Origin of the sequence: Enterococcus sp. ARL09-542, from assembly GCF_005234805.1 — a bacterium.
GTDB classification, from domain to species: Bacteria; Bacillota; Bacilli; order Lactobacillales; family Enterococcaceae; genus Enterococcus_D; species Enterococcus_D gallinarum.
Map to the genome: position 1 here is coordinate 50,109 of NZ_QPQX01000003.1, position 14,707 is coordinate 64,815.

11 protein-coding genes are annotated in these 14,707 nt (G+C 43.2%); 3 read left to right on the plus strand and 8 right to left on the minus strand.

The genetic code is table 11. The features are described 5' to 3' along the window. The first annotated feature begins 94 nt into the window (after nucleotides 1-94). From thiD to DVW06_RS04240, 3 genes are read left to right on the plus strand one after another with little or no spacing between them, the layout of a single operon-like run. Nucleotides 95-901, plus strand: a complete 807-nt coding sequence (thiD, locus tag DVW06_RS04230) for a bifunctional hydroxymethylpyrimidine kinase/phosphomethylpyrimidine kinase (protein ID WP_005471903.1) — start codon at nucleotides 95-97, stop codon at nucleotides 899-901. Next, entirely contained in the window at nucleotides 883-1,362 is a 480-nt protein-coding gene (locus tag DVW06_RS04235) for an ECF transporter S component (RefSeq protein ID WP_003127652.1), read from the plus strand. The genes thiD and DVW06_RS04235 overlap by 19 nt, the downstream gene beginning before the upstream one ends. Before the next feature lie 7 nt (nucleotides 1,363-1,369). After that, complete coding sequence (locus DVW06_RS04240; RefSeq protein WP_003127651.1) at nucleotides 1,370-1,927, plus strand: TIGR01440 family protein; 558 nt, start codon at nucleotides 1,370-1,372, stop codon at nucleotides 1,925-1,927. Nucleotides 1,928-2,064: 137 nt separating this feature from the next. Here the strand turns inward: DVW06_RS04240 and DVW06_RS04245 are convergent, their stop codons facing one another. The 8 genes from DVW06_RS04245 to DVW06_RS04280 all read right to left on the minus strand — a co-directional run bounded on the left by DVW06_RS04245 (nucleotide 2,065) and on the right by DVW06_RS04280 (nucleotide 14,699). Then, nucleotides 2,065-3,504 (minus strand): glutamate synthase subunit beta, encoded by a 1,440-nt coding sequence (locus DVW06_RS04245; protein ID WP_029487176.1) that lies wholly within the window; start codon nucleotides 3,502-3,504, stop codon nucleotides 2,065-2,067. A gap of 1 nt (nucleotide 3,505) precedes the next feature. Further along, nucleotides 3,506-7,993: a glutamate synthase large subunit gene (gene gltB / locus DVW06_RS04250; RefSeq protein WP_113850098.1), complete on the minus strand. Its 4,488-nt coding sequence runs from the start codon at nucleotides 7,991-7,993 to the stop codon at nucleotides 3,506-3,508. Nucleotides 7,994-8,364: 371 nt separating this feature from the next. Beyond that, nucleotides 8,365-11,160 carry an isoleucine--tRNA ligase gene (gene ileS / locus DVW06_RS04255; RefSeq protein ID WP_003127648.1) on the minus strand — a complete coding sequence of 932 codons (2,796 nt, stop codon included), beginning with the start codon at nucleotides 11,158-11,160 and terminating at the stop codon, nucleotides 8,365-8,367. Nucleotides 11,161-11,536: 376 nt separating this feature from the next. After that, entirely contained in the window at nucleotides 11,537-12,286 is a 750-nt protein-coding gene (locus DVW06_RS04260) for a DivIVA domain-containing protein (protein WP_003127647.1), read from the minus strand. Nucleotides 12,287-12,305: 19 nt separating this feature from the next. Beyond that, nucleotides 12,306-13,088: a YlmH family RNA-binding protein gene (locus DVW06_RS04265; RefSeq protein ID WP_003127645.1), complete on the minus strand. Its 783-nt coding sequence runs from the start codon at nucleotides 13,086-13,088 to the stop codon at nucleotides 12,306-12,308. A gap of 18 nt (nucleotides 13,089-13,106) precedes the next feature. Further along, the gene (locus tag DVW06_RS04270) at nucleotides 13,107-13,379 is read right to left on the minus strand and encodes a YggT family protein (RefSeq protein ID WP_029487179.1); all 273 of its coding nucleotides are present in this window, start codon (nucleotides 13,377-13,379) and stop codon (nucleotides 13,107-13,109) included. A 17-nt stretch (nucleotides 13,380-13,396) separates the two neighbouring features. Continuing rightward, complete coding sequence (locus tag DVW06_RS04275) at nucleotides 13,397-14,011, minus strand: cell division protein SepF (RefSeq protein WP_005471891.1); 615 nt, start codon at nucleotides 14,009-14,011, stop codon at nucleotides 13,397-13,399. Nucleotides 14,012-14,024: 13 nt separating this feature from the next. Beyond that, nucleotides 14,025-14,699, minus strand: coding sequence for a YggS family pyridoxal phosphate-dependent enzyme (locus DVW06_RS04280; protein WP_003127642.1), 675 nt, complete (start codon nucleotides 14,697-14,699; stop codon nucleotides 14,025-14,027). Nucleotides 14,700-14,707: the final 8 nt, after the last annotated feature.

The window sequence follows — 14,707 nt, forward strand, 5'->3', positions numbered from 1 at the left end:
CAGCCAATTGGATGGGTAAAAAAACAGCCAATTGGCTGTTTTTATTTTTGCTCCATTCGCTATAATAAAACGAAAGACTAAAGGATGTGAATCAATGAAACAAGTATTGACCATTGCTGGCTTAGACAGCTTAGCAGGTGGTGGTGCCACTGCAGATATCAAGACCTTTGAAGAATTCAATACCTTTGGTCACATGGTGCTCACTTGTGTCGCAGCCATCAATGAGGAAATCACCATTTATGATATCCCTCCTGCAACGCTGAAGGACCAATTAGCTTCAGTTACAGCTTTCACCCGTTTAGCAGCCATCAAAATCGGCCTATTACATACACTGGAAACGATCGAATTAGTGAAAAATTTCCTAGTGACCCAAGACTGCCCGATCATCTTAGATCCAGTCTTAGCTTTTAAAGAAGGACAGACAAAAGCCAATCAAGAGTATCAACACGCCCTGCAATCCTTATTTTCTTTAGCCACTATCGTTACTCCCAATTTGGTTGAAGCAGAATATTTCGCAAATCAAGCCATTACTACTCGGGAAGAAATGAAGATAGCTGCCAAAAAAATCAAAGCACTTGGGCCTGCTTTTGTGTTGATCAAAGGTGGCGCTCGTCTGAACGGGCAGCAAGCCTGCGACCTGCTCTATGATGGGGATGACTTTTTCTTTTTTGAGACACCAAAATCACCCAAACAGACAACGAACGGCGCCGGTTGTACGTTATCCGCTGCCATCGCTGCGCTCTTGGCTACTGACCGCTCAATGACAGATGCTGTACAGCAAGCCAAAGACTTTGTTTTTGCCGGCATTGAAAATGGGCTACAGCTGACAGAATCTTTAGGAAATGTCGATCAACTTGCTTATTTTAGGAAAGGAGTTACCTCATGTCTACCAAGAAACTAACAAGGTTAGCTATGCTGACAGCACTGACTACCGCTCTTTCTTTATTATTTGTCCTGCCAGTTCCTCAGACAAAAGGTGTCGTGACCCTTTGCGAAGCCGGCATCTATACCACGGCTCTTTTATTAGGCGGTCCTTCAGGTGCGATCGTCGGCAGCTTGAGCGGCGGAATGATCGACTTTTTGTCCGGTTATCCAGAATGGGCATTGTTTTCTATTTTGATCCATGGCTGCCAAGGCTACATTACTGGTCGTTTTCGTCACTATCCCCTGCTGGCACTTTGTTTGGGAAGCGTGACGATGATTTTAGGCTATGCCGCAGCAACGACCATCATGTTTGGCTTTGGAGCAGGCATTGCTTCGATTCTCAGCAATAGCGTTCAAAATGTTTTTGGTATATTGGTAGCATTTCCGCTTGTCAATTATTTAAAACGAACACAAAAATTTTCTTTGAATGAGAGGTAAGATTCCAATGAATGATTTTCATCAACTTAAAAATGACTTAGTAACCATCACAACTGAAGTAATTGACGCAGCACACTTAACGCAAAATGATTTATTTGTTTTAGGCTGTTCTACTAGCGAAGTCGTTGGCGGGATGATCGGCAAAAACTCCAGCGAAGAAGTAGGCTACATCATTATTAAGACCATTAAAGAGGTGTTGGATCCGCTTGGCATTCGCTTAGCGGTTCAAGGATGCGAACACTTGAACCGTGCATTAGCTGTAGAGCGTAGCACTGCTCAGTATTATCAATTAGAAGAAGTGGCAGTTGTCCCTGCACTTCATGCGGGAGGTGCTTGTTCTGTAGCGGCATTTCGCTTGTTTGTTGATCCCGTTGAAGTGGAGCATATCGTTGCGAAAGCTGGCATCGATATTGGTGATACTGCCATCGGCATGCATGTCAAACACGTACAGATCCCTATTCGGCCAAGTATCAAAACGTTAGGTGCAGCTCATGTGACTGCATTAGGCTCACGCCCCAAATATATCGGCGGACCGCGGGCACAGTACAAAGTATCTGCTATGTGACGAAAGATTCAACAAAACCGAAGGATACCTGCTAAGCTTCTTGGACGATTCGTCCTTCGCGCAAGATTGCGCATCGCTTTTCAGAGATAGCCTTCGGTTTATTTGTCTTATCTGTCGCATTTTTCCCGTTGTTTTTGCTAAATTTGTTGATAAATCAAGGCCCTCAGCGATTGATCGACTTTCTCCGCAGCGAGCCGCCCCTCTCGAATTGCCCAAATCACTAAGCTAGGACCTCTTTTTGCATCACCAGCTACTAAAACCCGTTCATTATTGGTTGTATAATCATCATAGATTTCACGGACATTGAAGGTGTCTAACAAGTGTGTTTCTGGACCTAAGAAGCCCATTGCCAACAAAACTAAATCGGCTTTCATCACTTGCTCTGTACCAGAGATTGGCTGAAAATTCTCATCTACTTTGACTGTTTCGATCCCAATCACCTGTCCCCGTTCCGCTCCTACAAAAGCAGTTGTCGAAATGCTGTGATACGTATGTTCCTGTAGAACCGCAGCAACTTCTTCCTGACCATACCCGATTTTAGCTGTCATTGGGTATTCAGGCCATGGATTTTCAGCTAAACGCTGTGGTGGAAGCTGTGGCGTGATTTCCAACTGACGAACAGAAGCAGCCCCTTGGCGCATCGCAGTCCCTAAGCAATCATTTCCGGTATCTCCGCCGCCGATCACGACCACGTGTTTGCCTGCCAAGGATTCATTCGCAGCTTTTCCATGGTTCAATACCTCTTTGGTTGCTGCTGTCAAATAATCAACAGCAAACTGAATCCCTGTCAAAGACCTTCCTGGGATCTTTAAATCCCGCGGAACACTGGCGCCAGTAGAAATAATAACACGATCATAAGCAGCTTCTAATTCTTCAGCAGAAATGTCGCGGCCGACTTCGACATTCGTTAGGAACGTCACGCCTAGTTCTGCCATCAAATCGATTCTGCGCTGAACCACTGTTTTATCTAGTTTCATATTAGGGATGCCATACATCAGCAACCCCCCGCAACGATCACTGCGTTCATAAACCGTCACTTGATGACCTAACTGATTCAAGCGCCAAGCAGCGGATAGACCAGCTGGTCCACTGCCAATGATGGCGATTTTGAAACCAGTTGCTGCTTGCGGTTCTCCCGATGCTCGGACCCAATCATTCTCAAATGCAGTGTCGATAATGAAACGCTCATTGTCATGAATCGTGACCCCGCTCCCATTTAGTGCCTCCGTGCAGCCTTTCTCACAAGGAGCTGGACAAACCCGTCCGGTCATTTCAGGTAATGGATTCGTTTTCGCTAACCGTTCAAAAGCCGCTTGAAACCTGCCTTGATAAACAAGATCATTCCATTCAGGAATCAAATTATCGTTGGGGCATCCAGAAACTGTCCGTTGCCCGCCATAGAAAGAACCGGTATGACAAAAAGGAATGCCACAATTCATACATCTTGCTGCTTGTTCTTGCCGCTCACTTGCCGGCAATGGTTCTTGCAGTTCTTGCCAATCAGTGATCCGCTCTGCTACCGGACGATACGGATTTTCTTTTCGAGGGTATTTTAAGAAACCAAAAGGATCTGCCATACTAGTCATGCTCCTTTCCTGGGATCGTCATCTGAGGACCGACAACTGACTCAAAAGCTTTAGCGATCAGTTCATCTCCTGAGAGACCTTGTTGCGCCAATTGATGAGTCGCTTCCACCATTTGATGATATTCCTTAGGATAAACTTTGATGAACAACTGCTTATGATAGAGCCAATCGCTTAGAATCTCGGCTGCTTTTAAGGAATCTGTATAGGCAAAATGGTTCTCGATCAATTCTTTCAATACCGCATCATCCCCGCTCTCATCTACCTTAAACAATTCCACCATTTCTAAATTGCATTGAGCAGCAAACGCTTGCTCCGGATCATACACATAGGCGACACCTCCAGACATGCCAGCAGCAAAATTGCGGCCCGTCTTGCCTAGAATAACAGCGACACCTCCAGTCATATACTCGCAGCCATGATCGCCGATTCCTTCTACAACCACTTTGGCTCCGCTATTTCGAACACAGAAACGTTCTCCTGCCAGACCTCTGAAATATCCTTCTCCTCGATTTGCCCCAAAGCAAGCCACATTACCTACAATGGGCGACTGTTCAATATCATAACTAGCATCTGCTGGCGGTACAATGATCAAACGGCCACCACTCAATCCTTTGGCTACGTAATCATTGGCTTCTCCAACCAATCTCAGCTCAAGTCCTTGCGTTGCAAAGGCACCAAAACTTTGACCCGCAATTCCTTGATAATTGAATTGCAGCAATCCTGGAGGAAGTTCATAGTTCCCAAAGCGTTCTGCAATCCATCCCCCTATGCGGGCACCAACAGAACGTTGAATATTGTTGATCGGTTGACTGATAGCAACAGGATGTTGTTTTTCAATTGCTGCTTTGGCAAAACTATCCAATTCTGGCCATTGTCGTTTCTCCAAAAAAGGATCCGTCACTTTACGTGCAATCGGAAGTGTCGTACCCAAGATGCGAGCGAAATCCAATGATTTTGCTTTCCCTTTGGCAATGAAACGAGGTACCAAGACTTCTGTGTGCCCCACCATCTCATCAATGGTACGAAAACCCAGTTCTGCCATGATTTCTCTGAGGTCTTCTGCTAAGAAAAACATAGTATGAATAATATGTTCCGGTTTACCAGCAAAAAACTTTCGTAAAGCTGGATTTTGGGTGGCAATACCCACGGGACAAGTATTCAGACTGCAGACTCTCATCATCACACAGCCGATCGCAACAAGGGCCAATGAAGCAAAACTGTACTCTTCAGCACCTAAAAGTGCCGCAATCGCAATATCCCTTCCCGTCATCAATTTACCATCCGTTTCTAAGGTCATCCGCTGACGAAGATGATTGAGTGCCAATGTTTGATGAGCTTCTGCTAACCCCATTTCCCAAGGCAAGCCCGCATCTCTGATGGAATTGCGGGGAGAAGCACCGGTACCGCCATCATAGCCTGATATTACAACAACATCAGCACCTGCCTTGACAACACCGGTTGCAATCGTTCCAACACCCGTACTGGCAACCAGCTTCACATTGATTCGCGCATAAGGGTTGATGGTCTTTAAATCATGGATCAATTGTGCCAAATCTTCAATCGAATAAATATCGTGATGAGGAGGTGGTGAAATCAAGCGAACCCCAGGGGTTGATCCGCGAATCTCAGCGACCCAAGGGAAAACTTTATTTCCAGGCAGTTGACCGCCTTCACCTGGCTTCGCTCCTTGAGCCATCTTGATCTGCAACTCATCGGCACTCATTAAATACTCCGCATTAACTCCAAAACGTCCAGAAGCAACTTGCTTGATCCGACTATTGTAATTTTTGCCGTTGACCGCTTTGAAACGCTCGCGATGTTCCCCGCCTTCTCCACTATTTGATTTAGCTCCGATGGCATTCATTGCCTCAGCAATACATTTATGAGCTTCCTCACTTAGCGATCCATAAGACATTGCTCCTACTTTGAATCGTTTGACGATTTGGACAGCAGGCTCTACTTCCTCCAATGGAATTGGCTGACGCGAAGGTGTGAACTCCCATAGTGAACGAAGTGTCGTGGGTGTGCTTAAAGCCTCTTGATTCATGACAGCTGCATACTCCTTGTACAACTGATAATCTCCTGTGCGCACCGCTTTTTGAAAGTGATAGATGGTTTTGGGATTAAAAAGGTGATGCTCACCTTCTGCTTTAAACTGAAAGCTGCCTCCCGAATCTAGATAATCCTGTTGTTTTTCACCATAGGCAGCTTCGTATCGCTCAAAATACTCTTGTTCGATTTGTTTCAACGACAGGCCGCCAATCCGAGAAACAGTTCCCGTAAAATAAACCTCAGTGACTTGTGGTGAGATACCGACAGCTTCAAAGAGCTGAGCACCATGATAACCGGCAATAGTTGAAATTCCCATACGAGACATAATCTTTATGAGTCCCTTCTCACAGGCCTGTCGATAATTTTCGACATGATCACTCATGTCATAATAATGCAGCGTTTCGTAAGCCCCGTAAGGATGAATCCCACTGGCACCGTAGCCAACTAACATAGCATAGTGATGAACTTCGCAGACTTCAGCCGTGTCAACAATGAGTGAGGCAAGCGCTCGCTTTCCTTTTCGCACCAAGTAATTATGCAAACCCGAAACAGCCAACAAGACAGGAATTGCCATCTTACCTAGTTGTGGTGCAATGGGTTCGCGATCACTTAACACGAGAATCGTAGCCCCTTGATCAATTTTGGCTTCACTTTCTTTAAAAAGAGTATCCAATGCATGGTGCAGTGTTTGCTGCTCATTGCCAGTCACAAAATAAAGAGTAGAGAGGACTGCCGCCGATTGTTGTTTCTGACTTAGATGTTTGATCTTCAGATACTCGCTTGTGGTTAAAATCGGACTAGCGATTTTTAATTTATGGCAATTTTGGCTAAGATCTTTTGTAACATCGCCATCTCGTCCCAGAAATAATTCTGTACCGATCACTAGCTTTTCGCGAATCGCGTCAATTGGTGGATTCGTTACCTGTGCGAATAGTTGCTTAAAGTACGTAAAAAGCGACTGGGGACGTTCACTTAAGATTGCTAATGGTGAATCAAATCCCATGGAGATAACCGGTTCCTCTCCTGTCTGAGCCATAGGGATCAGCAGTGTCCGGATGACTTCGTCGGTGTACCCGTGAAGTTTCCATAACCGCTGTAGTGTCTCTGTCGATAATCCATCAGAAAAAGGGGGTTCTGGTAAGTCATCCATCGTTAACAAATTTTCTGTCAACCATTCGCGATAAGGATGAGCTTGCGCATATTTTTCTTTGATCTCTTTATTTCTCAAAATCAAGCCATTTTTGGTATCGACCAAAAACATATTGGCTGGACCTAAAACCCCTTTTTCAATTACCTCTGCTGCGGGTAGATCAACCACCCCTGATTCGGATGCTACGACAACTAAGCCATCCCTCGTAATTGAATAGCGGGAAGGCCGCAACCCATTGCGATCCAAAGCAGCACCCACCAGCTCACCATCCGTAAAACAAAGCGCTGCCGGTCCATCCCATGGTGCCATAAAACTAGCATTGTACTCATGAAAAGCAACTAGTTCTTCTGGCAAACCGGCTTCTTTCGACCAGGCTTCAGGTACCATCATCAAAAGCGCCTGAGGTAAATCTCTCCCTTGGCGATACAAGAATTCCATGCAATTCTCAAGTTTTGCGGAGTCCGAATTTTCCTCATCATAGACTTCGATTTGATGACTATGCATCCAATTTTCGGCTCCTCTTAACGTATTGATTTCCCCATTATGGGCTAAAAAACGAAAAGGCTGCGCGCGATTCCAGCTAGGAAAAGTATTGGTTGAAAAACGAGAATGAGTCAATGCGATACTGGAAGTCATACGCGGATCTTGTAAGTCCGAATAAAACAGTCCGACCTGATAAGCATGTAACATGCCTTTATAGACGATTGTTTGGCTAGAAAGACTGCAGATGGCTAGTTCCTTGGCTGCATAGTTTTTTTCTAATTGTCGCCGCAAATGATACAAACGGTCCTCAAAATCTCTTCCGACTGTCACATCGAGAGGTTTTTCAATAAAGAATTGACAAAAACTAGGCATCACTTTTTGTGCTCCTGGACCACATTGCGAATAGTCATAGGGAACTTCCCGCTGCCACAACACCCGAAATCCCATTTGCTGAATATCCTGAGCAACGGCCTTTCTTAATTTGACTGCGGATTCTCGTTCTTGCGGCAAAAAAAACATGCCTACTGCATAGTGACCTTTCGGCGGTAAAACAATCTCTGCCGCTAAAGCAATTGCTTGAAAAAAAGGATCAGGTAATGCCATCAACACACCAGCACCATCCCCTGTATCTGGTTCGGCTCCTGTTCCGCCACGATGATTCATTCGTTCTAACATCGTCAACGCATTTTCAATCAGTTTTCTCGAGTATAATCCATCTTTTTGTACGATAAAGCCCATGCCACAAGCATCACTTTCAAAACGAGGATCATACATTAATGTCTCTTTTTCCCTCATCCCCTCATCCTTTCTTTAAATATTCTGAATATTCCAATTTTTAACAGTTTACCTTTTCTATGTAAATCTTGCAATCTTTTTCTGCAAGTTGGTCTAGCTTTCTCTCAAAAACGCTGAACGGGTAAAACCGATTGGGACAAAGCAAGCACGATTGCCTAGCGCTGCATTTTTGTCACTTCTATGCTTCTTATCATCAGTTGCTGTCGTCTAGTTGCTATTGCTAGGAGAAAACAATGAAAAAGACACAAAAGCTGATAACTAAGTCAGCACAATGAAATGATCACAAAAAACGTGTGCCATCGGACGATCTAAGTAGATCGTCCAACGGCACACTGATAATTTTTGGCTTACCTTTATTTCTCAGCTAATTTTTATTTCTCAAAGCCTTCAGCAACGGCTTCTGGATAATATTCTTCCACCAAATGAGCACAACGCCCGCAAAGTGTTGGCAGTTTCTCATCCACTCCGACATCTGTCCGCACTTGCCGACAACGGTCGCAAACTTCACCATCGGCTTTTTCGATCAAGATTGCACCATCTTCAAATTGTAACGCTGCTTCTGGAGCGGCACTTCCTGCCTCTTTGATTTCGAAGAAGTCTGGTGAAATGATCAATAATTGGGCCAAATCAGCATCAACAGCCGTTAATAGGTCTGCCAGCGGTTGTGATGGATAGATGGTCACTTTTGCTTCCAATGACTTACCAATCAGTTTTTCATTCCGTGCTTCTTCTAGTGCTTTCAGGACATTGTCACGGAATGAAAGAAATGCCGTCCACATATCAAGCAACTCAGCTTGATTCGCAAATGATTCATAACTTGGCAATTCAGCTAGTTGAACATAGGCTTCCTCTTCTTTTAAGTGAGACCAGATTTCTTCGGCTGTGTGAGGAATGATTGGCGTCAACAATTTTGTCAAAGCCACTGCCGTTTGGTAAAAGACAGTTTGCATTGCTCGCCGTTGTGGATCATTTTCCGCTTCGATATAAACAACATCTTTCGCAAAGTCTAAATAGAAAGCAGAAAGATCGCCAGTCAAGAAATTGATGATCGTCTTATAGATATGCAAGAAATTGTATTTCTCATACCCATCTTCACGAATGGTTTTGATCGTTTCGTTTAATCGAACCAGCATGTATTTGTCTACAGAGCGTAAGTTTTCATAAGAAACCATATCCGTTTTTGGATCGAAATCAGCCGTATTGGCTAATAAGAAACGCATTGTATTACGGATCTTACGGTAAACCTCGGAGACTTGATTCAAAATATCCATTGAAACTCGGACATCTGCTTCATAATCTACACTGCTAACCCAAAGGCGAAGGATATCGGCACCCATTTGTTTGATTACTTTCTCTGGAGCAATGGTATTTCCAAGAGATTTACTCATCTTCCGGCCTTCACCATCCAAGGTAAACCCTTGAGACAAGACTGATTTGTAAGGTGCTTCCCCATTGATCGCCACACTTGTGGTGATACTTGAGTTAAACCATCCACGGTATTGATCTGAACCTTCCAAATACATGTCAGCTGGGAAAGTCAACTCTGGACGTTGACGCAAGACTGCTTCATGAGAAGAACCAGAATCAAACCAAACATCCATGATATCTGTTTCTTTAGAGAATTTGCCATTTGGTGAACCCGGATGCGTAAAGCCTGCAGGCAATAATTCTTCGGCTTCTTTTTCAAACCAGATATTTGATCCGTGTTGTTCAAATAGCGTTGCAACATGTTCGATCGTTTCTGGCGTAATGATTGCTTCGCCGTTTTCGGCGTAGAAAATCGGCAGTGGTACCCCCCAGGCACGTTGACGTGAGATGACCCAATCGCCTCGATCACGAATCATGTTGTACAAGCGTGTTTTGCCCCAAGGAATGATCCAGTCCACTTTCTCGATTTCATCAAGGATGTTTTGACGGAATTGATCGATTGAAGCAAACCATTGTGGTGTTGCCCGATAGATAACAGGTTTTTTGGTCCGCCAATCATGAGGATAACTATGGACAAAGAAATCAAGTTTCAATAATGCACCTTTTTCTGCTAACAAATCGGTGATCATTGGGTTCGCTTTATCATAGAAGATTCCTTCAAATCCTGGTGCTTCTTCCGTAAACATCCCACGACTATCGACAGGAGATAGGACATCTAATTTGTATTTTTTGCTTACGATGTAGTCGTCTTCCCCGTGCCCAGGAGCAGTATGAACCAATCCAGTACCTGCTTCCAGCGTGACATGGTCACCTAGCATCACCAATGAAGTCCGATCATAGAAAGGATGCTGGCCAGTCATGTATTCTAGTTTTTCTCCAGCAATTTCTTGCAAGATTTCAACACTTTCCCATCCAATAGCTGCTTGAACAGTCTCCAACAAATCTTTGGCGATTACAAATTTACGGCCATCTGCCATGATTTGAACATAAGTAAACGTTGGGTTTACTGAAATTCCTAAGTTTGCTGGTAATGTCCAAGGTGTCGTCGTCCAAATAACGAAAGATGTATCTTCATCAAGGATTCCTTTTCCATCTGCTACAGGAAAAGCGACATAGATCGAAGGTGATTTGACATCTTTGTATTCGATCTCTGCTTCTGCCAATGAAGACTCGCTGGATGGTGACCAGTAGATTGGCTTTAATCCTTTATAGATGTAGCCTTTTTCTGCCATCTTTCCGAATACGCGGATTTCAGCAGCTTCGTAATCAGGTGTCAAAGTGATGTAAGGATGATCCCAATCACCTGAGATTCCTAAACGTTTAAAGTCCTCACGTTGGGTATCTACTTGTGTCAAAGCATACTCTTCGCATTTTTTGCGATATTCCGCAAGTGTCATTTCTTTGCGTTTCATGCCCTTGTTTGTCAGCACTTGTTCGATCGGCAATCCATGCGTATCCCAACCTGGTACATAAGGTGAGCGGAATCCTGACATTGATTTAGAACGTACAATAATGTCTTTACTAATTTTGTTTAATGCATGACCAATGTGGATATTGCCATTCGCATAGGGAGGGCCATCATGTAAGACAAATGTTGGTTTCCCTTCGTTCAGTGCTTGTCTTTGTTGATAGATATTTTGTTCTTCCCAATCTTTTTGCCATTCGATTTCGCGATTAGGCAAATTTCCCCGCATCGGAAAAGCCGTTTTTCCCAGATGCAATGTTTCTTTCATCTTCATTGTATTCGCTCCTTTTACTGATTACTCATGATTATGGCATGTGCAAGCACATGTCGATCAAACAATTTTGTCTATCCTGCCTCAATTTCAGTGAATTCACTCATTGAATCGACCAAATCCTTCTAATAAGCCCATAGGCTATGAAGCTATAAAAAAAAACACATCCATCCCGGAAAGGGACGAACGTGTTCGTGGTACCACCCAAATTTTATTGTCAGTGACAATTCTTTGTTGATCGGTAACGAGATCAAACGTTGGACTCTACCACTGTTCAAGACCAAGACTAACAGATGATCTAATTTCTTACAGGGTTTTATCCGGCTTCCACTCTCCCAGACTCGCTTTAAAAGTATAAGAAATTTTTCTGTTCTGTATATTAGTCATTTGTTTTATTTAATTCATCTAGTAATTGACGTGCATCATCCAATGTTTTCACTTCTGGATTTTCTTCTACATCAATTTCTTTCTCACTGGATTCCACGATTTCTACTGGACTCTCCACTGCTTCTGAGTTTACTTCAGAATCATTTTCGCTGTCAAGTTCTTTTGATAAAACTTCTTTGATTACTTGATGAGAATCTTTTACATAGCTAGAAAATGGCGCCAAAATTTCTTCCCATTCTGGACTTTTTACTTGCTCTAATTGTGTTTGCAGCATAACCAAAAGATTGTTGTGGAAAACACGCGTTTTCTTCTTCAAATCATTGGTTTCAGTTGCCAATTGACGCGCATTATTGGTTGCATCCGTCAGAATTTCTTTGGCTTTTTCTTCTGCAGCTGTTGTCAATGCATGAGCGCGTTTTTCGGCATTCGTTACTAATTCATCTGCACGGTTTTGAGCAGAAGTAACGATCACTTCAGATTCTTTGCTTGCGCTCGTTTTTACTTTGTCTGCGGTATCTTGAGCCACGATGATCGATTGGTTCAATGCATCTTTCAATTCATTGAAATACTCAAGTTTTTCTTCTGCATGCTTCAATGATTTTTCTAGTTCACGGTTCTTTTGAACAGCTTCTTCATAATCACGAACGATCATATCTAAGAAGTCATCGACTTCATCCTGATTGTAACCGCGCATTTTTACTGAAAAGCTTTTGTTTTGAATATCTAATGGAGTTAATGCCATAAGTTTACACCTCTTTGTTTTATTTACGTAATACACCTAATAACAATCTAACTTTTTCTTTTTTTGTCGTGCCTTCTAACCCCTGAATCTGGATACGCCCAAATCCTCTGATTGATACGATATCCAGTAGATCCAACATAAAATCCGGACGTAATGTTTCTGTCCAATTGACTTTCACTTTGCCAGACTCGATGAGTTGTTTGGAACGCTGGCGCGAAATATTATAGACAGCAGAAATGACAGTATCCAAACGGAGAGAGCTGACCGTTTCTCGTTCTTCGCTCCAGCCGTCTTTTGGTACGATCAATTCCGTGTACTTCGTTTCTTCGAGGCGAACTGAGACATTCCCGATTTTATCGACCTGTGTTTGGACAAAATGACTGATTTCGCTTGCCACAAATACTTGCCAATTTTCCCCATCAGAAATGATGTCACCAAAGTATTCCCTTTTGACCCCTGTGCCCATTAACGTTCCTAAAACCTTCCCATGACTTAAAACCGTGAATTTTTTTGGATAGATAATGGTGAATAATACCAAATCAAATTCTTCACTTGCTGGTTGGTAATAGTCTGGGTAGATCAGGCACCGTCTTCTTTCAGCAGCTTCATATCCGCCAAAAAATTGAAAACTCAAATCGGTTGATTGCCGAATCAGACTTTCTAAAATATAGGCTTGCCGCGGATCAAGAAAATCTGTTAAATAGGGTGCGTATTGCATCTGCACTTGTTCGATCCAGCCTTGCGCAGAATCAATAAAAGGGTGCTCATCGCTTCGAAAATGCTGATAGACATTTGCGTTCATCGATATTCACCCCTTACGTTAGAATAAGATTGCTTGTAGAAGAACGAACAGACCTTGCGTTGCTAGCTGCAGAACGATAATGGCAAATGCAATCGTAAAGTCGATGCCAGCGAAACTCAGATTTAGACGATCAAACAAACCTAGATATGGTTCACAGATTTTTGCTAAGAAACGTCCAAATGCTGATTGGTATCCTCCCGGAAACCAAGAAAGCAAGGCATAGATCACTAATAATACTGTATAGAGATATACTGCATCACTGAATAGATTTAATAACCTAAAGACTAAAATATGCTTTCCTCCTTGACTCAGATATCGAAGAAATTACTATCTGCTAATGTTTGAGCAGTTCCCTCGATCTCCATTCCTTTTGGCGTACATAAGAAGATTTCATCTCCAACACGCTTGATATCGCCATCTTCAGCGTACACTGTTCCCGTCAAAAAATCAACTATTCGCCGTGCTTGGTACTCCTCAATTAAATGAAAATTAACAAGTACTGCATCGCCATTGATCACTTGTTTCGCGATTCCCATCGCTTCTGAATAAACTCTTGGTTCTACGATAGTAATCTTGCCTGCAGCCTTGGACTTTATTTCTTTTGTTTTGGGATTACTGCGTTGTTGGGCCATAGAAACGACCTTTTCCTCTGTCTTCTGGACAGGGCGTTGTTGTCTTTCAAAGGACGCACTTGATGCTGTTGAACGCTGCGCTTGCGCTTGCTGTGATGGCATATGGCTTCGTGAAAATGTATTCGTTGGATTTTCAGCACGAGTCGTGCGTGGTGCAACATAAGAACTACCTTGATTGACGGCGATATTTTGCGGGGATCGCACAGATTCTTGAGCTACCACGCTTTCTTCGTAATAATCTTCTTCATCTGTCAATCCAAAAAAATTGGTCAATTTCTCTTTTAAAGACATATGTCAACCTCCTTTACTCCTGAAATAATGCGGTGCCGATGCGAACAACTGTCGCACCCGCTTGGATCGCAACGGCAAAATCATTACTCATTCCCATACTTGTTTCTGTACATGGAGCATGTGCCAAGTGCAGCGCTGCGATTTTTTCTTGTAATTCTTTCAACTGATGAAAATAATGAAGCTGCTCTGCTTCTGAAGAAGCAAGTGGTGCCATGGTCATCAAGCCGATGACATTGATTTTATCAAAGGGCTGCAACTCTTCAATAAATGAAACAACGTCGTCTGGTGCAATTCCTTGTTTACTTGCTTCACCTGAAATATTGACTTCTACAAAACAAGCAATCGTTTTTGCTGCTCGTTTTTGAATTTCTTGCGCCAATTTCAGCGATTCTAACGCATGGAAATAATCAACTTCATTTATAATTGATTTTACCTTTCTGCGTTGCAAATTACCAATAAAATGCCAGTTTACTTCTGGAAAGTCTGCTAGTTGCTGCTTTTTTTCCAGGAGTTTTTCTACTCGGTTTTCCGCACAGTCAGTGACACCGGCTTCGATGATCTTCCGTGTTTTTTCACTATCGACAGATTTTGTCACAGCAACCAGACGAACCTCACTTGCTTTTCTAGAAACAAGAGCACAAGAATCCTGGATCTCTTGCTGGATCTTGTGCAAGTTCTCAGAAATCATGTGCTCTG